The organism is Streptomyces sp. NPDC041124, assembly GCF_055592385.1.
The window spans coordinates 53,284-71,703 of sequence record NZ_JBVIYR010000006.1 but is presented as its reverse complement, the minus strand read 5'-3'; the positions used below and the strand labels follow the sequence as shown (position 1 = coordinate 71,703).

General features: G+C 74.5%; 18 protein-coding genes and 1 pseudogene. 6 read left to right on the top strand and 13 right to left on the bottom strand.

All coding sequences use genetic code 11. The features are described from left to right. Nucleotides 1–5: 5 nt before the first annotated feature. Both ACZ6A9_RS17675 and ACZ6A9_RS17670 read right to left on the bottom strand, forming a co-directional pair. Entirely contained in the window at nt 6–518 is a 513-nt protein-coding gene (locus ACZ6A9_RS17675; protein ID WP_468985996.1) for an immunity 21 family protein, read from the bottom strand. 43 nt (nt 519–561) lie between these two features. After that, entirely contained in the window at nt 562–1,035 is a 474-nt protein-coding gene (locus ACZ6A9_RS17670) for a rhodanese-like domain-containing protein (protein ID WP_468985993.1), read from the bottom strand. Between the two features lie 93 nt (nt 1,036–1,128). Between ACZ6A9_RS17670 and ACZ6A9_RS17665 the strand changes: the two genes are divergently transcribed. After that, on the top strand, nt 1,129–1,575 hold the full coding sequence (locus ACZ6A9_RS17665; protein WP_468985989.1) for an Lrp/AsnC family transcriptional regulator: 447 nt from the start codon (nt 1,129–1,131) through the stop codon (nt 1,573–1,575). Between the two features lie 7 nt (nt 1,576–1,582). Here ACZ6A9_RS17665 and ACZ6A9_RS17660 read toward each other — a convergent pair whose 3' ends face one another. The 5 genes from ACZ6A9_RS17660 to ACZ6A9_RS17640 form a co-directional block, all read right to left on the bottom strand. Further along, a complete protein-coding gene (locus ACZ6A9_RS17660) occupies nt 1,583–4,579 on the bottom strand; it encodes an AAA family ATPase (protein WP_468985986.1) in 2,997 nt (998 codons plus the stop codon). Next, nucleotides 4,576–5,739: an exonuclease SbcCD subunit D gene (locus ACZ6A9_RS17655; protein ID WP_468985983.1), complete on the bottom strand. Its 1,164-nt coding sequence runs from the start codon at nt 5,737–5,739 to the stop codon at nt 4,576–4,578. Before ACZ6A9_RS17655 ends, ACZ6A9_RS17660 begins: the two co-directional genes overlap by 4 nt. Before the next feature lie 117 nt (nt 5,740–5,856). Further along, complete coding sequence (locus tag ACZ6A9_RS17650) at nt 5,857–6,483, bottom strand: YigZ family protein (RefSeq protein WP_468985981.1); 627 nt, start codon at nt 6,481–6,483, stop codon at nt 5,857–5,859. 28 nt (nt 6,484–6,511) lie between these two features. Then, nucleotides 6,512–7,054, bottom strand: coding sequence for a SixA phosphatase family protein (locus ACZ6A9_RS17645; protein ID WP_468985978.1), 543 nt, complete (start codon nt 7,052–7,054; stop codon nt 6,512–6,514). After that, nucleotides 7,051–7,815 carry a hypothetical protein gene (locus tag ACZ6A9_RS17640; RefSeq protein ID WP_468985975.1) on the bottom strand — a complete coding sequence of 255 codons (765 nt, stop codon included), beginning with the start codon at nt 7,813–7,815 and terminating at the stop codon, nt 7,051–7,053. The genes ACZ6A9_RS17645 and ACZ6A9_RS17640 overlap by 4 nt, the downstream gene beginning before the upstream one ends. A gap of 152 nt (nt 7,816–7,967) precedes the next feature. Here ACZ6A9_RS17640 and ACZ6A9_RS17635 point away from each other — a divergent pair, with 152 nt between their 5' ends. Further along, on the top strand, nt 7,968–8,375 hold the full coding sequence (locus ACZ6A9_RS17635; protein WP_468985972.1) for a CoA-binding protein: 408 nt from the start codon (nt 7,968–7,970) through the stop codon (nt 8,373–8,375). A 139-nt stretch (nt 8,376–8,514) separates the two neighbouring features. Here the strand turns inward: ACZ6A9_RS17635 and ACZ6A9_RS17630 are convergent, their stop codons facing one another. Further along, nucleotides 8,515–9,318: an acyltransferase gene (locus ACZ6A9_RS17630; RefSeq protein ID WP_468985970.1), complete on the bottom strand. Its 804-nt coding sequence runs from the start codon at nt 9,316–9,318 to the stop codon at nt 8,515–8,517. 114 nt (nt 9,319–9,432) lie between these two features. Here ACZ6A9_RS17630 and ACZ6A9_RS17625 point away from each other — a divergent pair, with 114 nt between their 5' ends. Further along, nucleotides 9,433–9,963, top strand: coding sequence for a gamma carbonic anhydrase family protein (locus ACZ6A9_RS17625; RefSeq protein WP_468985966.1), 531 nt, complete (start codon nt 9,433–9,435; stop codon nt 9,961–9,963). A 42-nt stretch (nt 9,964–10,005) separates the two neighbouring features. On the opposite strand, the pseudogene ACZ6A9_RS17620 reads toward ACZ6A9_RS17625, so the two are convergent. The 3 genes and pseudogenes from ACZ6A9_RS17620 to ACZ6A9_RS17610 all read right to left on the bottom strand — a co-directional run. Next, nucleotides 10,006–10,218, bottom strand: a pseudogene (locus ACZ6A9_RS17620) (DedA family protein); the annotation flags it as partial. Between the two features lie 12 nt (nt 10,219–10,230). Beyond that, entirely contained in the window at nt 10,231–12,609 is a 2,379-nt protein-coding gene (locus tag ACZ6A9_RS17615; RefSeq protein WP_468985963.1) for a phosphoketolase family protein, read from the bottom strand. Nucleotides 12,610–12,837: 228 nt separating this feature from the next. Then, complete coding sequence (locus ACZ6A9_RS17610; protein WP_468985961.1) at nt 12,838–13,719, bottom strand: universal stress protein; 882 nt, start codon at nt 13,717–13,719, stop codon at nt 12,838–12,840. A 289-nt stretch (nt 13,720–14,008) separates the two neighbouring features. On the opposite strand from ACZ6A9_RS17610, the gene ACZ6A9_RS17605 reads away from it, so the two are divergent. Beyond that, nucleotides 14,009–14,473, top strand: a complete 465-nt coding sequence (locus ACZ6A9_RS17605) for a cyclic nucleotide-binding domain-containing protein (RefSeq protein WP_468985958.1) — start codon at nt 14,009–14,011, stop codon at nt 14,471–14,473. Nucleotides 14,474–14,494: 21 nt separating this feature from the next. Here ACZ6A9_RS17605 and ACZ6A9_RS17600 read toward each other — a convergent pair whose 3' ends face one another. Further along, nucleotides 14,495–14,932, bottom strand: a complete 438-nt coding sequence (locus ACZ6A9_RS17600; RefSeq protein WP_468987207.1) for a DUF4442 domain-containing protein — start codon at nt 14,930–14,932, stop codon at nt 14,495–14,497. A 134-nt stretch (nt 14,933–15,066) separates the two neighbouring features. Between ACZ6A9_RS17600 and ACZ6A9_RS17595 the strand changes: the two genes are divergently transcribed. Next, complete coding sequence (locus tag ACZ6A9_RS17595) at nt 15,067–16,071, top strand: DUF8017 domain-containing protein (RefSeq protein WP_468985956.1); 1,005 nt, start codon at nt 15,067–15,069, stop codon at nt 16,069–16,071. Between the two features lie 61 nt (nt 16,072–16,132). Beyond that, nucleotides 16,133–17,434 carry an MFS transporter gene (locus ACZ6A9_RS17590; RefSeq protein WP_468985954.1) on the top strand — a complete coding sequence of 434 codons (1,302 nt, stop codon included), beginning with the start codon at nt 16,133–16,135 and terminating at the stop codon, nt 17,432–17,434. Nucleotides 17,435–17,560: 126 nt separating this feature from the next. On the opposite strand, the gene ACZ6A9_RS17585 is transcribed toward ACZ6A9_RS17590, so the two are convergent. Continuing rightward, the gene (locus ACZ6A9_RS17585; RefSeq protein ID WP_468985952.1) at nt 17,561–18,406 is read right to left on the bottom strand and encodes a spermidine synthase; all 846 of its coding nucleotides are present in this window, start codon (nt 18,404–18,406) and stop codon (nt 17,561–17,563) included. Nucleotides 18,407–18,420 lie beyond the last annotated feature (14 nt).

The window sequence follows — 18,420 nt, the reverse complement described above, 5'->3', positions numbered from 1 at the left end:
ACCGGTCAGGGAAGTGGCCGGAGCTGTACGAGGGCCAGCCAGGTCTCGGGGCCGGGCTGCACGTGTGCGGCGCGGACCGCGTAACGGCCGGGGGCGAGGGGGAGGCGGACGTGGTCGGTGGCCGTGCAGTGCGGGCCGGGCCAGGCGGCATCGAACAGCAGGACCGTGCCCGGCACCTTCCACCGCACCTCGGGCTCCCACGGCGCGGCGTGCAGCGCCTGCGGGACCTGTCCGAGGAGCTCCGCCTCCGAGTGTCCGGCGATCCAGCGGACGAGGGTGCCGTGCTCGGGGAGGAAGGCGGTGGCGGCGGGCTCGTCACCGAGGACCAGGGCCGTGGCGTCGCCGACCGGGAGCAGTCCGAGGGGTCCGTCCACCTCGCAGGCCCGGTCGTAGTCCGAGGCGGTCTCCTCGCCGTCGGCTCCGGTCCAGAACGACAGCACCGTCTCCGGCACCGCGACGAGGGGCCCGCCGCCCGACTCCACCCACTCGACCGTGCCCGGCTCCGCGTATCGCACCATGCGCGCAACCTATCGGGTCGGCTGCTCCACCTCAGGCCGGGGTTCAGCAACCGCAGTCGTCGGCGCCCGCGGGCGCGGTCAGCGGGTCGGGGGCGCGGCGCTCACGGCCCCGCCGGGTCTCGAACTCGAAGCCCTCGCGCACCCAGTACTCGAATCCGCCGAGCATCTCCTTGACCCGGTAGCCGAGTTCGGCGAGGGCGAGCGCGGCTCGGGTGGCGCCGTCGCAGCCTGGGCCCCAGCAGTACGCCACGACCGGTACGGACGGATCCAGGAGCTGCGGGGCCCGCTCGGGGACCAGCCCGGTGGGAAGGTGCACCGCGCCGGGCACGTGCCCCTGGTCCCATGCCTCGGTGGAACGCGAGTCGACCAGGACGAACCCGGGGTCGCCGCCGGCCACGAGGGTGGCTGCCACGTCGGAGACGTCGGTGTGGAAGGCGAGGCTCGCGCGGAAGTGGGCGGCGGCCTCTGCCGGGGAGGCGGGGGCGACGCGCAGGACGGAGTTCACGGTGGTGGTCATGGGAGGAAAACTACGGCCGCGCGTTCCGGGCCTGAAGCGGAGAACCCCGGCCTTCGCCTTGATCCACCGGGATTCCCCTGCTACTTCTCGGGAATGACCGTGTATTCCCCGGACGCCACCGACTGGCGCATCCTCGACGTCCTCCAACGGGACGGACGGGCCAGTTTCGCCGAACTCGCCCGTGCCGTCTCGATGTCCGCGAGCGCGGTCACCGAGCGGGTGCGCCGCATGGAGGAGGCCGGCGTCATCCAGGGCTACGCGGCGGTGGTGGACCCGGAACGGATCGGGCTGTCGGTCATGGCCTTCGTGCGGCTGCGCCACCCGACCCGCAACTACAAGCCCTTCCACGACCTCGTCGCCGTGATGCCCGAGATCCTGGAGGCGCACCATGTGACGGGCGAGGACTGTTTCGTCATCAAGGTCGCCGCCCGCTCGATGCGGCACCTGGAGGAGGTGACGGGCCGGATCGGCGCGCTCGGCCCGGTGACCACCAGCGTCGTCTACTCCTCGCCGCTGCCGCGCCGCGCGCTGGGCCGGTGAGCCGGTCTCAGCGGGTGCCGTGCTGCCGCAGCCGCGAGCCGGAGCGGCCCTTCACGACCTCCAACTGGGCGTGTATCCGTCGCCTCAGGTCGCCCACGTGACTGACGATGCCGACGCTGCGGTCGCGTTCGCGCAGGGAGTCCAGGACGTCGAGGACCTCGTCGAGGGTCTGGTCGTCGAGGCTGCCGAAGCCCTCGTCGATGAAGAGGGTGTCCAGCCGGACCCCGCCCGCCTCGTCGGTGACGACGTCCGCGAGACCGAGCGCGAGGGCCAGGGAGGCGAAGAACGTCTCACCGCCCGAGAGGGTCGCGGTGTCGCGCTCCCGTCCGGTCCAGGCGTCGACGACGTGCAGCCCGAGGCCGCTGCGGCCGCGACCGGTGCGGCCGTCGGAGTGGACGAGGGTGTAGCGGCCGGACGACATGCGGTGCAGCCGCACGGTCGCGGCGGCGGCGACCTGTTCCAGCCGGGCGGCGAGGACGTACGACTCCAGGCGCATCTTGCGTTCGTTGTCCGCGGAGGTGCCCGCGGCGAGTCCGGCCATGCGGGCCACCCGGTCGTACTCCTCGCGCAGCGGCCCCAGCCGTCGTACCGAGGCGGTGGCCCTTGCGGAGAGCCGGTCGAGTTCGGCGCAGCGCCGGGCGGCGGCGTCCCGCGCGGAGGCGGCCTCCCGCACCCGGCGGCGGGCGTCCTCGGCCTCCCGCTGCGCGGTGGCGAGGTCCGCGGGCGGCTGCTGTGCGGCGGCCGCCGTCTCCGGTTCGGCGAGGACGGCCCGTACGGTGGCCTCCTCGTGCTGCCGGGCGTCCAGGCGCCGCTGGAGTTCCCGGTGGGCCGCGTCGTCCAGGAGGGCGTCGGCGGCGGCCTGTGGGGTGTCGAAGCCGGCGCGGAAGGCGGCGTCGGCGAGGCGGGCGTCGGCTTCCTTGAGCCGCCGGGCCGTCTCCTCGGCGGCGCGGGCGGCGTCGGCTGCCTCCGTGAGCCGCGCGGCGCGCTGTTCCAGCTGTGCGGCCCGGGCGGCGACGCTGGGGGCGTCCCCGCGGGCCCGGGTCAGTTCCTCCTCCAGCGCCGCGCGTTCCCGGTCCAGGCGCTCGCGGTGGCCCACGCGGGAGGCGGCCCGGACTGCCGCGTCGCGCTGGGCGGTGATCCGCAGCCCGTGTTCCCGCTCGGCATGCTGCAACTGCTCCTGCGCGGAGTGCAGTGTGGAGGCGGCGTCCCGTGCCTGGGTGTACTGCCGCTCCAGTTCCGCGGCGGCGCGGGCGAGTTCCTCGGTGGCGGTGTCGCCGGCCTCGGCGCTCGCGGCGGCCAGTGCCTCCCGTACGGCGGCGTGCCGCTGCTCGGCCTCGGCGCGTCGCGCGTCCGCGGTGCGGTAGTCGTCGAGGGCGCGCTCCTCCGTCTCGCGGTCGACGTGTCCGTCGACCTTGCGGGCGGGCGCGGGATGTTCGGTGGCACCGCAGACGGCGCAGGGAGCGCCGTCGGCGAGGCCGGCGGCCAGTTCGGCGGCGATGCCGTTCAGCCGCTGTTCCTTGAGGTCGAGCCAGCGCTGCTGGGCGGCGAGGGCCTCCTCCCTGGCGGCGCCGGCCTCTTCCGCGGCGGTGTCCGTGGCGTCGGTGAGTCGGTCGCGGGTCCGGGCGGCGTCGAGACGCTGCCGGGCGGGGTCGCGCCGCACGGCGAGTTCACGTGCGGTGGTCGCGGCCTGCTGGGCGGACTCGATGCGGGCCCGGAGACCGGAGCGGGTCTCCTCCCAGCCCGCGAGCCAGGTCTCCGCGTCCTGGAGGACGTCGTCGTCGGCGCGTTCCTGCCGGTCCAGGTCGGCGCGCTCGGCGTGGAGTTCGGTCAGGCGCCGTTCGGCGCGGCGGGCCGACTCGAGACCGCCCAGTTCCTCGGCGGCCCGGCGGGCGGCGACCGCGAGCCCAGCCGCTCCGGCGTCCGCGAGGGACGCCGGGAGCGCGCCACGCGCGTGCAGTTCGGCGCGGGCGGCCCGCCGGTGCTCGGTGTCGGCGGCGTCGCGCAGTTCCAGGGCGGGGCCGACGGTCTCCGCCTTGCGGGCCCGCTCCATGCGGGCGCGGTCCTCCCGGTGAGCAACGGATCGCTCCTCCAGCCGCGCCGCCCGCTGCCGCGCCTCGGCGAACCGGCGTTGCAGCCGGTCCCGCTCGCGCGAGCTCTCCAGGGCGTGGTCGGCGCCGGCCAGGGCGGACTCGGCGGCGGCGAGGCGGCTGTGCGCGACGGCGAGCTGTTCGCGGGCGGTGCTGCGGGCGACCGCGGCAGCGGTCAGCACCGTCTCCGCCAGTCCCGGCTCTCCGGGCGTCAGCTCCGGCAGCTCCATGGTGCCGCCCGCTGCCTGCTGCATCCGGTGGGCGTCGGCCAGCAGGTCGGCGTCGCCCTCGCGCACCCGGGCCTCGGTCGCCCGCCTGCGTTCGGCGAGGCGCTTCTCCACGTCGGCGAAGCGGCGGGTGTCGAAGAGGCGGCCCAGCAGTCTGCCGCGCGCCTCGGCGTCGGCGCGCAGGAAGCGCGCGAAGTCGCCCTGGGGCAGCAGCACCACCTGGCAGAACTGCTCCCGGCTCATGCCGAGGAGCTGGGTGATCTCCTCGCCTGTCTCCTGGTGCGACCGGCTGAGGTCCTTCCACGTCCCCGAGGCCGCGTCGCGTTCGCGCAGCCAGGTCTGGGCCTTGTCCACGGTGGTGCCCGTGCGGCGGCCCTTCTTGGGGCGCTCCCAGGGCGGCTGCCGGGTGATCTCCAGGTGGCGTCCGGCGACGGTGAGTTCCAGGGTGACCTGCGTACGCGTGCCCGGGGCGGCGTGGTCGCTGCGCAGCGTCATGCCCTGGCCGCTCTGCCGGGCGCCCGGGACGGAGCCGTACAGGGCGTAGCAGACGGCGTCGAGGACGGAGGTCTTGCCGGCGCCGGTGGGGCCGTGCAGCAGGAAGAGGCCCGCGGCGGACAGCTCGCCGAAGTCGACGCTCTGGGTGCTCCCGAAGGGGCCGAAGGCGGTGATGTCCAGCCGGTGCAGCCTCATCGCGCCGGCTCCCCCACCGCGTCGTCCGCGCGGACCGCGTCGAAGGCGTCGCGCAGGACCGCCCGTTCGCGCGCGTCGGGGCCAGTGCCGCGTACGTGGGCGACGAAGTCCTCGGCGATCTGCTGGTCGTCGCGGCCGGCGAGGCGGCGGGCGTAGGAGAGGTCGGGGTCGCCGGCGGCGCGGGCCGGGTCGAAGACGAGGCTGAGGGTGTGCGGGAAACGCTCGGTGAGGCGCGCCATCGGGTCGGCCGGCCGGACCGGGTCGGTGAGCGTCGCCTCGATCCACGCGTCCTCGTGCCGGGCGAGGGCGGGGTCGGCGAGCAGGTCCTCCAGGGTGCCGCGGATCCGGGCCAGCGTGCGCGGCACGGGGCAGTCGACGCGGTCGGCGGTGACGGCCCCGTCGGCGGCCAGGTCGATCAGCCACATGGTCTTGCGGTGGGCGGCCTCGGAGAAGGAGTACGGCAGCGGGGAGCCGGAGTAGCGGACGCGGTCGGTGAGGGTCTGGCAGCCGTGCAGATGCCCCAGGGCCACGTAGTCGACGCCGTCGAACACCCCGGCCGGTACGGCGGCGACCCCGCCGACGGTGATGTCCCGTTCGCTGTCGCTGGGTTCGCCGCCGGTGACGAAGGCGTGGGCGAGGACGACGGAACGGGTGCCGGGGTCCCGGCCGGCGAGATCGGCGCGGACGCGGTCCATGGCGGCGGCGAGCACCGTCTCGTGTCCGGCCTTCTCCACCGCGAACTCGTCCCGGACGAGGGCAGGTTCGAGGTAGGGCAGCCCGTAGACGGCGACGTCCCCGTGTCCGTCGGACAGCAGCACGGGCGTGCCGCACGCGGACGGCTCGGTCCGCAGGTGGACGCCCGCCCGCCCCATGAGTCCGGCGCCGACGCCGAGGCGGCGGGCCGAGTCGTGGTTGCCGGAGATCATCACCGTGGGCACGCCGAGGTCGGCGAGCCGGTGCAGGGCGTCGTCGAACAGCTCGACCGCGGAGAGCGGCGGCACGGCGCGGTCGTACACGTCTCCCGCCACGAGCACCGCGTCCACGTCGCGCTCCCGCACGGTGGTGACGAGGTGGTCGAGGAACTCGGCCTGGGCCCCGAGCATGCCGACCCGGTGGAAGGAGCGGCCGAGGTGCCAGTCGGACGTGTGCAGGAGTCTCATGATTCCCGCAGCGTAACTCCCGGGTCGGACAGCACGGGCGGTTACTCCCGTATCGCTCCGTCATGACCCGGTCCACACGTGCCCGTTATGTGCAGAACATAACGGACTGTCCCGGGGTCACGCGTCCCCGTACGCCTCCCCGCCCGGCTCGAACCCTGCCGTCCCCGCGGTCGCGTCCGCGAGCCAGGCGCGGAAGGCGGGCACGTCGGCGTCGGGGAGGCCGATCTCGATCGTGACCTCCTCGCCGTAGCGCACGTCGCGCACCTCGCGTCCGGTGGCGCGCAGGTCGTTGTGGACCTTCCCGGCCCGCTGGTGGTCGACGGTCACCGTCGCGAGCCGGAAGCGGCGCCGGGTGATCGTGCCGAGGCTGTCCAGTGCCTCGCCCACGGCGCCGCCGTAGGCGCGGATGAGTCCGCCGGCGCCGAGCTTGATGCCGCCGTAGTAGCGGGTGACGACGGCGACGACGTACCGCACGTCGCGGCGGAGCAGCATCTGCAGCATGGGGACGCCGGCGGTACCGCCGGGTTCGCCGTCGTCGCCGGCCTTCTGCGTGGAGGCGTCGGCGCCGATGACGTAGGCGAAACAGTTGTGGGTGGCGTCGGCGTGCTCCTCGCGGACGGCGGCGATGAAGTCCCGCGCCTCCTGCTCGGTGGCCGCCGGGGCGAGCGCGCACAGGAAACGGGAGCGGTTGATCTCGGTCTCGTGCACGCCCGCGCGGGCGACGGTGCGGTACTCGTCCTGCATCCGGCCAGCCTATGCGCCGCCGCGCGGGCTACCGGCGCCCGCCCCGGGGCACGGTCAGCGACGTCAGGAGGGCAGCGCCCGGCGCGAGGTCCCGCCATGCGGCCCCGCGCCAGGACAGTACGGCGATCGCGGAGGTGGGGAACTTGGCGGCCACCCGGTCCAGGGTGTCGTCCAGGCCGTCGCCGGCCAGGGTGAGGACGAGTTCCTCGAGGCCCGGGTTGTGGCCGACCAGAAGCAGCGTCTCGACCTCGGCCGGGACCTCGTGGATCACGGCCAGCAGGTCGGTGGCCTCGCCGTGGTAGAGGCGGGGGTCGTGGCGGACCGGCGGGGGCGTGCCCCATTGCGCTGCGGCCAGTTCCCAGGTCCGCCGGGCGCGTACGGCGGTGGAGCACAGGGCGAGGCCCGGCAGGCAGTCGGCGTCGGCGAGCGCGCGTCCGGCGGCGGGGGCGTCGCCCTCGCCGCGCGCGGCGAGGGGGCGTTCGTGGTCGGTGACGCCCTCCGGCCGGGCGGACTTGGCGTGGCGCAGCACGACCAGTCGGCGCAGCGGTCCGGCGCCCGGCCGTTCGATCATGCCGGGGATCCCAGGTCGTGGGTGAGGTCGAGGCCGAGGAGGCGGTCGGCGTAGGCGTAGGTCTCGAAGCGGGCGCCGTCCGCCAGGTCCGGGTCCTGCTCCACCGCGCGCAGCACGCGCAGGACACCGGCCGTGTCCAGGTCGTCCTCCCACGCGGAGCGCAGGTCGGCGCGGACGGTGTCGGGAACGGGGCGGGAGGGCCGGCGCGCCCAGGCGGCGACCGCGCGGCGCCAGCGGCCGAGGGTGTCGCGGGCGTCGCCCAGGGCGGCCGCGTCGACCGCCACGGGGGTGCCCGCTAAGTGCGTGAACAGGGTCAGGCGCAGGACCGTGGGGTCGGTGTCGCCCGGCGGGCCGGGAGCCTCCCAGCGCACGGGCGCCACCGCGACGCGCACTCCGCCGGGGGTTTCGCCGCCCTCCTCCACCACGTGCAGCACCTGTGCCTCACCCAGTCCGGTGCCGGCGTCCCCGCCGTCCTCGAAGGGGCGCACGCCGAGCGCGGCGCCCGCCGCGTGGAGTTCCGCCCGCTGCCGCTCGCCGGTGAGCAGCGCCCACACGGGCGTGCCCCCCAGTTCCAGGGCGCGTACGAGCAGGTCCGCGACGAGCAGCACGCGCAGGCTGGTCGGGTCGAGCCCCCGGGTGTGGGCCTCGACCCGGGTCAGGCCCCGCCGGGCGGGGGCGGCGTCGACGGACTCGCCGGTTCGGGCGTCGGTGATACGCAGCACGAGGTGAGCGTAGGCGCGCGAGCGGGCGTACGCAGGCATCTCGCACGCATTTCGGAGCGCCGTGCGGGGATCCCGCGCCGGGCGGCCCGGTCCGCCCTCCCCGCCGGAGCGGGAGGGGGTGGCGGGAATCACCGTGCGTCCCGCTTCGTTGTGAGGGGCGACAGCTTTCGACGAGTGCCGGGAGGCCTGGGGTGTACGGCGACGAGGCGACGGTCCGCAAGATTCTCACCGAGCTCGGCGACACCTGGGCGGTGGTGGGCCTGTCGTCGAACCGTCAGCGCGCGGCGTACGGCGTCGCCCAGGTCCTCCAGCGGTTCGGCAAGCGTGTGGTGCCGGTCCACCCCAAGGCGGAGACCGTGCACGGCGAGCCGGGGTACTCCTCCCTCGCGGACATCCCCTTCGAGGTGGACGTCGTCGACGTGTTCGTCAACGGTGACCTGGCAGGGGCCGTCGCCGACGAGGCGGTGGCCAAGGGGGCCCGGGCGGTGTGGTTCCAGCTCGACGTCATCGACGAGGCGGCCTACGCGCGCACCCGCGCGGCGGGCCTGGAGATGGTGATGGACCGCTGCCCGGCCATCGAGATACCCCGGCTCGCCTAGGCACCCGCGGGGCGTCGCGCCGTCATGGCGGCGCGGCGTTCCCGGTCAGCCCTCGTGGTGGGCGACGGGCCGGCCGTGGGCGGCGAGCGGGGCTCCCGTGACGCCGGGCAGGTGCCGCCGGCGGCCGGACGGCAAGCGGTCAGCTGCCGGGTTCCAGCTCCGCGAGCCGCGCCGGTGCCGGGGCGTCCGCGTCGAGTTCGGCGAGCCGGGCCACGCTCTCCTCGTCCAGCAGCGACAGCGCCCGCAACTGCTCCGGCGTGACGTCCTCCGGGATCGGCACGGGCGCCGGGGTGCGCAGCGGCGGCTGCCAGCCGTCGGTGGGCGTCCAGCGCCGTACGACCCGGGCCGGAGCGCCCGCGACCACGGCGTGGTCGGGCACCGTGCCCCGGACCACCGCACCCGCGGCGACCACCACGTTCCGCCCGACGCGCGCGCCCGGCAGGATCACCGCGCCGGTGCCGATCCAGCAGCCGGGGCCGATCTCCACCGGCTCCATCCGCGGCCACTGCTTGCCGATGGGCTCGTGCGGATCGTCGTAGGAGTGGTTGGTGGAGGTGATGTAGACGTACGGACCGAAGTAGCAGTCGCTGCCGATCGTGACGGTCGTGTCGGCGATGACATGGCTGCCGCGGCCGAGGACGACCCCGTCACCGATGCGCAGGATCGGCTCGGGCCCGAGGTCGAGGCCGGGCATCAGTCCGGCGGTGAGGGTGACCTGCTCGCCGACGATGCAGTGCGCGCCGATGCGGATCCACGGCTCCCCGAAGACCGTCCCGAGCGGGAAGGCCAGCCTGGTACCGGTTCCCATGGCGGCGAAGCGGAAGCGGCCGGGGTGCTCGGCCGTCACCGAGCCCGTGCGCTGCACCCAGGCCCAGCCCGCGTGGACGGCGCGCTGAGCGAGGCGGCGCGGCCAGGACGAGAACGTGTTCTTGCGCTTCGGCACCCGCTCACCGTAGTCGGCGGGCACGGCGCGGACGGGCCGGTGACCCTGTGATCTTCACCCCACCGGACTGGCGTACGGTGCGTGGTGCACACGACGTCTGCGGAGGAGAGGGCGATGACGCACCGCGCGCTGATCACCGGCATCGGCGGCAGGGAGCCGCAGGTGGACCCGGGCGCCTTCGTGGCGCCCACGGCGTCCGTGATCGGGGACGTGACCGTGCACGCCGGCGCGAGCGTCTGGTACGGGGCGGTCCTGCGCGGCGACGTGGAGCGCATCTCCGTCGGCGCGAGCAGCAACGTGCAGGACAACTGCACGCTGCACGCCGATCCGGGGTTCCCGGTCGCCGTGGGTGAGCGGGTGTCGATCGGGCACAACGCCGTGGTGCACGGGGCGACCGTGGGCGACGACTGTCTGATCGGCATGGGGGCCACGGTGCTGAACGGTGCGGTGATCGGCGCGGGGTCGCTGGTCGCCGCTCAGGCGCTGGTGCCGCAGGGCATGGAGGTGCCGCCCGGGTCGCTGGTCGCGGGGGTGCCGGCGAAGGTCCGGCGGGAGCTGACCGCCGAGGAGCGGGAAGGGCTCACGCTGAACGGCACGATGTACGCGGAACTCGCGAAGGCGCACCGGGACGAGCACGGGGCGTAGGCCGCGGACGACGGGTGGCCGTGGCGCGGTTCCCCCGTTCCCTCACGAGTCGCCGGCGACCGCCGGCTCCGGGGTGTTCACCGCGGCCATCCCCGCCCTGCGCCTCAGGACCAGCCCCGAGGTGACGCCGACCGGTACCGCCGCCACCGGGCCGAGCCAGGAGAAGCGCTTCGGCCAGGACTCGGCGACGACGCCGGCGTAGGAGACGACGGCCGTGGTGCCACCCGCCCACTGGATGCCGCCGAGGACGTTGGCGGTGGCCGGTGCTCAGGCGTTCCAGCTCCACTCCGCCACCTCGGGCAGGTCGGTGCCGTGCTCGCGGATCCAGGAGTGGTGCCGGCTGCGCGCGTCGGCCATCCGCTGCCGTACGGGGGCGGCGCGCACGGCGAGCCCGGGCACGCGGTCGATGACGTCCATGACCAGTCGGTAGCGGTCGAGGTCGTTGCGGACCACCATGTCGAACGGGGTGGTCGTGGTGCCGGACTCCTTGTAGCCGCGCACGTGCAGGTTCTGGTGGCCGTTGCGGCGGTAGGCGAGGCGGTGGATGAGCCACGGGTAGCCGTGGTAGGCGAAGATCACCGGTTTGTCCGCGGTGAACAGGCCGTCGTACTCGAAGTCGGTCATGCCGTGCGGGTGCTCCTCGTGGGGCATGAGCCGGGCGATGTCGACGACGTTCACCACGCGGACGGCGAGCTCGGGAAGGTGACGGCGCAGCAGTTGCGCGGCGGCCAGGACCTCCTGGGTGGGCACGTCGCCCGCGCAGCCCAGGACGACGTCGGGCTCGCCGCCGTTCCCGTTGCCCGCCCACTCCCAGATCCCGGCGCCCCGCGCGCAGTGGGCACGGGCCTCGTCCATGGACAGCCAGTCGTAGCAGGGCTGTTTGCCGGCCACGATCACGTTGACGTAGTCGCGGCTGCGCAGGGCGTGGTCCGCGACGGACAGCAGGGTGTTGGCGTCCGGCGGCAGGTAGACCCGTACGACGTGGGGGCTCTTGTTGAGCACGTGGTCGACGAACCCGGGGTCCTGGTGCGAGAAGCCGTTGTGGTCCTGGCGCCACACGTGGGAGGTGAGCAGGTAGTTGAGGGAGGGGACGGGGGCGCGCCAGGGCAGTTCCCGGGAGGTCTTCAGCCATTTGATGTGCTGGTTGACCATCGAGTCGACGATGTGCACGAACGCCTCGTAGCAGGAGAACAGTCCGTGCCGGCCGGTGAGGAGGTAGCCCTCGAGCCAGCCCTGGCAGAGGTGTTCGGAGAGGATCTCCATCACCCGGCCGTGCGGGTCGAGGTGTTCGTCGACATCGAGGGTGGCGGCCTGCCAGGCCTTGCCGCTGGCGTGGTAGACGGCCTGGAGCCGGTTGGAGGCGGTCTCGTCGGGACCCACCAGCCGGAAGTCCCGCCGGCCCGAGGTGTCCCGCATGATCCGCTCCAGGAGGTCGCCCAGGATCCGGGTGGGCTCGTGGAGGGTGGTTCCGGGCTTGTCGACGGGGACGGCGAAGTCGTCGAGGGAGGGCATGGGCAGTTCGCGTGTCAGCAGTCCGCCGTTGGCGTGCGGGGTGGAGCCGAGGCGCCGGGCCCCCTCGGGGAGACAGGCGAGCACGTCGGCGACGGGCCGGCCCTGGTCGTCGAACAGCTCCTCGGGCCGGTACGACTTCAGCCACGCCTCCAGCTGCCGCAGGTGCTCGGGGTTGTCGCGGACGCCGGAGAGCGGGACCTGGTGGGAGCGCCAGGTGCCCTCGACGGGCCGGCCGTCGACCTCTCGGGGGCCGGTCCAGCCCTTGGGGGTGCGCAGCACGATCACCGGCCACGCGGGTCGTTCGCCGGCGCCCTCCTCCCGGGCGGCGTGCTGGATCCCGGCGATGCGGTCCAGGGCGGAGTCCAGGGCGTGCGCCATCGCGCGGTGGACGGCGGCGGGGTCGCTGCCGCCGACGTGGATCGGCTCGTGGCCGTACCCGCGCAGCAGCGCGTCGAGCTCCGGTTCGGGCAGGCGGGCCAGGACGGTCGGGTTGGCGATCTTGTAGCCGTTGAGGTGCAGGATCGGCAGCACGGCGCCGTCGTGCACCGGGTCGAGGAACTTGTTGGAGTGCCAGGACGCGGCGAGCGGACCGGTCTCCGCCTCGCCGTCACCGATCACACAGGCGACCAGCAGGCCGGGGTTGTCGAGGGCGGCGCCGTAGGCGTGGGCGAGGCTGTATCCGAGCTCGCCGCCCTCGTGGATGGAGCCGGGCACCTCGGGGGCGATGTGGCTGGGTACGCCGCCGGGGAAGGAGAACTGGCGGAACAGCCGTGCCATGCCGGCCGCGTCCCGGCCGACGTCCGGGTAGGTCTCGCTGTAGCTGCCTTCCAGCCAGGAGTTGGCGAGCACGGAGGGGCCGCCGTGTCCCGGTCCCCAGACGCACAGCGCGTCCAGTCCGCGGGCCGCGATCACCCGGTTGAGGTGCGTGTACACCAGGTTGAGCCCGGGCGAGGTGCCCCAGTGCCCGAGCAGCCTGGGCTTGATGTGTTCGGGCCTCAGGGGTTCGGTGAGCAGCGGGTTCGCCAGCAGGTAGATCTGGCCCGCCGCCAGGTAGTTGGCGGCCCGCCAGTGGGCGTCCAGGGTGCGCAGTTCCTCGTCGCTCGGTACGGTCCGGATGTCCTGGTCCTGGGGCATGGAGACTCCGTGAGTGGTCGGCCCGGGCGGGTCCGGCGGGGCGGGCAATCGGGAGCGGAGTACCAGCTTTCCGGGCACCGATACCCCCCGCGCAGCGGAACGGCACCATGTGGCGCAATCGGTACGGGCGCCCGGCGCGGAGCGGCGGCCCGGAGCGCCGCGGCAGCCCGGTCCCCAGGCGCCCCTCCACAGCCACGGCTGTCCCGGGGCGCCCGCGGTCCGGCTCGCTCAGCCGTGGGCGACCACGGCGACCGGCGCGGCGGAGTGGTGCATCACCGCGTGGGTGATGGCCCCGATGTGCGCGCCGAGCGGACTGCGGCGGGTCCGGCGGCCGACGACCACCAGCGAGGACTCCGCGGAGGCCTCGACGAGGCGCACGGACGGGCTGCCGCCGAAGGACTCCTCGACGACCTCCACCTCCGGGAACTTCGCACGCCAGGGAGCCAGCACGGCTGTCAGGTTCGCGGCCTGCTCCCGCTCGATGTCGTGGTACGTCTCCGGAGCGGCGGCGAGTCCGTAGACGTAGTACGGCGGCAGAACCCAGCCGTGCACCACGCGCAGGGCGGTGTCGCGCCGCTGTGCCTCCGCGAAGGCGAACTCGATGACCGCGTCGCGCGGCCGGTCCGCGTCCAGCCCGAGCAGCACCGGCCGGTAGGGCGTGCCCGCCGAGGGAATGCCCGCGGGGTCCGGTTCGTGCTCGTCGGCGGCCTGTTCGCCGGCCCGGACCAGCACCACGGGCCGCTCCGCGCGGGCCACGACGACGAGTCCGACCGAGCCGACCAGGAACCCGCCGAGGGCGCCGAGCCCGCGGGAGCCGAGCGCCAGCAGCTCGGCCTCCTCCGCGGCCTTGATCAGCACCTCGTAGGGCATGCCGTCGACCTGTTCGTGGGTCACCTGCAGGCCGGGGTGGCGCAGCCGCAGCCCTTCGGCCGTCTCGCTCGGCATGCTCCGCCAGGCCTCGGCGTGGGGTGCCGCCGGCGCGGGAGCCGGCCGGCGGACGTGGAGCAGCCGCAGCGGCAGACCGCGCAGCACCGCTTCACGGGCCGCCCACTCGGCGGCGGCCCGGCTCTCGCGTGAGCCGTCGAGTCCGACGGTGACGGTGCGGGTCATGGTGGGAAACCTCCCGGGTCGAAGTGATCACCACGAGCTTCGCCCGTAACGGCACCGATGACAAGGGCCACTGGTCCCGGCCGGGCGCCGGAGGGCCCGCGCCGTCCCGGTCCCGGCCGGGCGCCGGAGGGCCCGCGCCCCGGACCGGGACCGCGGTGGGCAGCGGTCGGCGGGCAGGGCCGAACACTCCGCAACTTTGGGCCGTACGGCCCATGGCAGGGTGCCGACGGCCGGGGCGAGGCTGGAAACACGAACGGCAGTCACGAACGCCCGGTCCGGGAGGCCCGCCATGTACGCTCCCCCGTCCCCCAGCATGCCGCGCGCCCTGCCCGCCAGGCACCGGGCACGGCTCGTGAGGACCGCCCGCGAGGTGTCCTTCCCGCCGGGCGCCCGGCTGTTCGAGGAGGGCGGCCGGGCGGACCGGTTCTGGGTGATCCGCACCGGCACCGTGGAACTCGACATGCGGGTGCCCGGACGCCGGGCGGCCGTCATCGAACGCCTCGGGCACAACGAGCTGGTCGGCTGGTCCTGGCTCTTCTCCCCGCACGTGTGGCAGCTCGGCGCCGAGGCGACGACCCCGGTACGGGCCTACGAGTTCGACGCCGGGGCCGTGCTCGCGCTGTGCCGCGAGGACCCCGAGATGGGCCGGGACCTCGCCCGGTGGGTCGGCGACGTGGTGGCCCACCGGCTGCACGCCTCCCGGGTGCGCCTGCTGGACCTCTACGGCCCGTACGGCGCCGGCGCCGCCGTGTGAGGGAAGGCCACGGGGCGGGCGTCAGCCGCTGGGACGCAGCGCCCGGACGACGGTCATCTCGCCGGTGACCGCGCCGCCCTCACGGCGGAGGGCGACCGACACGGGGAACTCCGGGCGGCGGCCCCCGTCGAGTGCGGCGACGACCTCGGCGGCCGGACGGCCGAGGGTGGCGGTGGCCGTGACCGGTCCCATGGCCGGCCTCCGGCAGGCGATCTCGGCGCGGACGGCCAGCGGTACGGCACGCGGGAGCTGGTCCCCGAAGGCGGCGAGCACGATCGCGTGGCTCGCCGACTCCCCGAGGGCGAACACGGCGCCGGTGTGCGGCCCGCCCGCGTGGTGGTGGAAGGCGCAGTGGTCCGGCAGTACCACCACGGCCCGTTCGGGCGTGGCCTCCAGGAACCGGAGGCCGAGGGTCCGGGCCATGGGGACCGCGGCGGCGAGCAGCTCGCCGACGGACATCTGGTCCGCGCCCATGGCCGGATGTTACCCATGGGTAGCACCCGTTCGTGATGCGGCGCGACGTCACGGTTGCTACCAGCCCGTCAAAGGGCGGTGACCCAATCGTGTCCGGGGCGCGGCTAGGGTGGCTGACCATGTGGCCAGGACAGCAGCCGCCCGGGGGCGAGCAGAACCCGCAGTCGAACAATCCGTACCAGCAGCCGGGGTACCAACAGCCCAATCCGTACCAGCAGCCCGGCTACCAGCAGCCGAACCCGTACCAGCAGCAGTGGGGGGATCCCTCCACGGTCGGCATGCCCGAGGCGCCGCAGGGCGGGGGTGGCGGGAACCGGACGAAGCTGGTCGCGATCGTGGCGGCGACGGCCGTGGTGGTGGCCGCGGGTGTCACCGGGTTCCTGGTGCTCGGCGGCGACAAGGACGACGAGGCCGACGGCAAGAAGGACGCCAAGCCGACGGCGACCGCGACGAAGGACACCTCCGCGGAGCCGAGCACCTCGGCGTCGGGGAGCAACCCGCGCGGCGGCGACGAGGAGAAGGCGACCGTTCCCGGCTGGAAGGTCGTCGTCAACACGCGCTTCGGCACCAAGTTCGACGTCCCCGCCGACTGGGAGATCGAGACTCCCGGCACCAGCGTGGGCTTCGAATGGGAGGAGAAGGACGGTGAGATGGGCCGCACCACCGTCACCGCCCCGGCGTACCTGAAGTCCGAGTGGTGCACGAGCGACGACAACAAGGACGGCCGCGAGGAGGACACCGCCCTCGCGACCGCCGGCACCCGCGGTGAGAACGGCGCCAAGACCACACAGGAGGCCGCCGAGACGCGCGTGCCGTGGTGGATCTTCGGCGGGTACACCCAGCCCGACAAGAAGAGCGTGAAGCAGGTCAAGCCGAAGCCCTACACCACCAAGTCGGGACTCACCGGCCACGTCGCCACGTCCCACTCGGAGAACACTCCGCAGAAGGGCAAGTGCGACAGCGAGGGCAAGGCGATCACGTTCGCCTTCAAGAACGGCGCCGGTGACTTCGTGACCTGGAACCTGTACGGCGCCGCGAAGGTCAAGGACGAGATCCCGGAGACGACCGTGCAGCAGATACTCAGCACGGTGCGCCTGACCGAGGAGGGCCCGCAGGGCGCGTAGCAGAAGGCCAGGGCCGGCGCCCCATTTGGCAAGCCGGCCCCCGCCCGGCGATAGTCACGGGGTGCCGACCATCGCCATACGTCGCCGGCCCCCGTGGGCCGGGCGCAATTACACCCTGCTGACCGCTGCCGCCGTGGTGACCAATCTGGGCAGCCACGGCGCGCTGATCGCCTCCGCGTTCGCCGTGCTCGGCGCCGGCGGCGACGGCGGTGACGTCGGGCTGGTGGCCGCCGCGCGCACCCTGCCGCTGGTGCTGTTCCTGCTGATCGGCGGTGCCGTCGCGGACCGGCTGCCGCGTCACCGGGTGATGGTCGCGGCCAACGCCCTGAACTGCGTCTCGCAGGGCGCTTTCGCGGCGCTCGTCCTGGCGGGCGAGGCGCAGCTGTGGCAGATGATGCTGCTGAGCGCGCTCGGCGGGACCGGCCAGGCGTTCTTCAACCCGGCGGCCGAGGGCATGCTGCTCTCCTCCGTCGACGGCGAGCAGGCCGGCCGGGCGTTCGCGGTGTTCCGGATGGCGATGCACGGCGCGACCCTCGGGGGTGCCGCGCTCGGCGGCGCGATGGTCGCCGCGATCGGACCGGGCTGGGTGCTGGCGGTGGACGCGGCGGCCTTCGCGCTGGCCGCGGTGCTGCGGGCGTTCCTCGACGTGAAGCACATACCGCCGCGCGCACCGGGTGGCGGAATGCTCGCCGATCTGAAGGAGGGCTGGCGGGAGGTCACCGGCCGGCCGTGGCTGTGGGGCATCGTCGTCCAGTTCTCGCTCGCCAACGCGGTCGTCGGCGCGGCCGACGCGGTCTACGGGCCGCTCGTCGCGCGGGACCACCTGGGCGGCGCCGCACCGTGGGGCGTGGCGCTGGCCTTCTTCGGCGGGGGCACGGTGGCGGGCGCGCTGCTGATGACCCGCTGGCAGCCGCGCCGGCTGCTGTTCGTCGGCACCCTGTGCGTGTTCCCGCTGGCGCTGCCGTCCGCCGCGCTCGCCGTGCCGGCGCCGGTCGCCGTGCTGTGCGCGGTGATGTTCGTGACCGGTGTGTCCGTGGAGGTGTTCGGCGTCTCGTGGATGACCGCGCTGCACCAGGAGATTCCGGAGGAGAAGCTGTCCCGGGTCTCGGCGTACGACTGGTTCGGCTCGGTCGCGCTGGTACCGATGGCGATGGCGCTTGCGGGTCCCGCGGAGACGGCGTTCGGCCGGCCGGAGGCGCTGTGGGGCTGCGCCGCGCTGGTGGTGGTCGCCACGGCGGCGGTCCTGTGTGTCCCCGACGTACGCGATCTGCGCCGCCGGACCCACCAACTCACGGTCGCCCTCCCCGCGCCGAGGGACGCGGAGCACCAGGTGCGGGAACCGGGACGCCTGCCCGGGGACTGACCCACGGCCCGCACCGGTGCGGACCGCACGCGGAAGCGGGAGCCGGGGACCCGGCCGGACGACCCCGTCGCCGTGCGGGCGGCAGAACTTCACGCCGTTCCCCCGGCACACGAGCCCGGCCGTGCGTCAGCCGATGCCGAACGCCCCGGCCGGCGGCTCGGGCGAGGGGACGGCGTCCTCGTCGCGTACCGGGAGCGCGCCCCCGACGAACTCCCGCAGCCCTGCGCCGTGTTCCACCCGTGCCGGGAAGGCGTCGGCGGCGGTGGCGCGGGACAGCGCGGCGACGTCGAGCGGGTGGTGGGCCGCGGCGAGGACCGCGTTGCCGAAGCGGCGGCCGCGCAGCACTCCCGGTTCGGCGATCAGCACCAGCTCGGCGAAGCGCGTCGCGAGCGTGGCCAGCTGGGAGCGCAGGAAGGCGAACGGGGCCGCGTCCGGGAGGTTGGCGAGGTAGACCCCGCCGGGCCGCAGGACGCGCGCGGCCTCATGGACGTAGGCCACGGTGGTCAGATGCGCCGGCACGCGCGAGCCGCCGAACACGTCGGCGACCAGGACGTCCGCGCTGTCGTCGGGGGCCGTCTCCAGCCAGGCCCGGGCGTCCGCCGCGTGCAGCGTCACGCCGGCGCCGTCGGGCAGGGGCAGTTCCCCGGTGACCAGGTCCAGCAGCTCCCGGTCGATCTCCACGACGTCCTGCCGGGAGCCGGGCCGGGTCGCGGCCAGGTACCGGGGCAGGGTGAGCGCACCGCCGCCGAGGTGCAGGGCGTCCAGCCGGACCCCCGGTTCGGCGACCGCGTCCAGGACGTGCCCGAGCCGGCGCACGTACTCGAACTCCAGGTGGGCCGGGTCGTCGAGGTCGACGTACGACTGCGGCGCCCCGTCGACGGTGAGCAGCCAGGCACGCTCCCGGTCCACGTCGGGCATCAGCTTGGCGGTGCCGTGACCGACGGCACGGGTCACGGGGAGGGATTCGCTCACCGCCCCATTGTCCC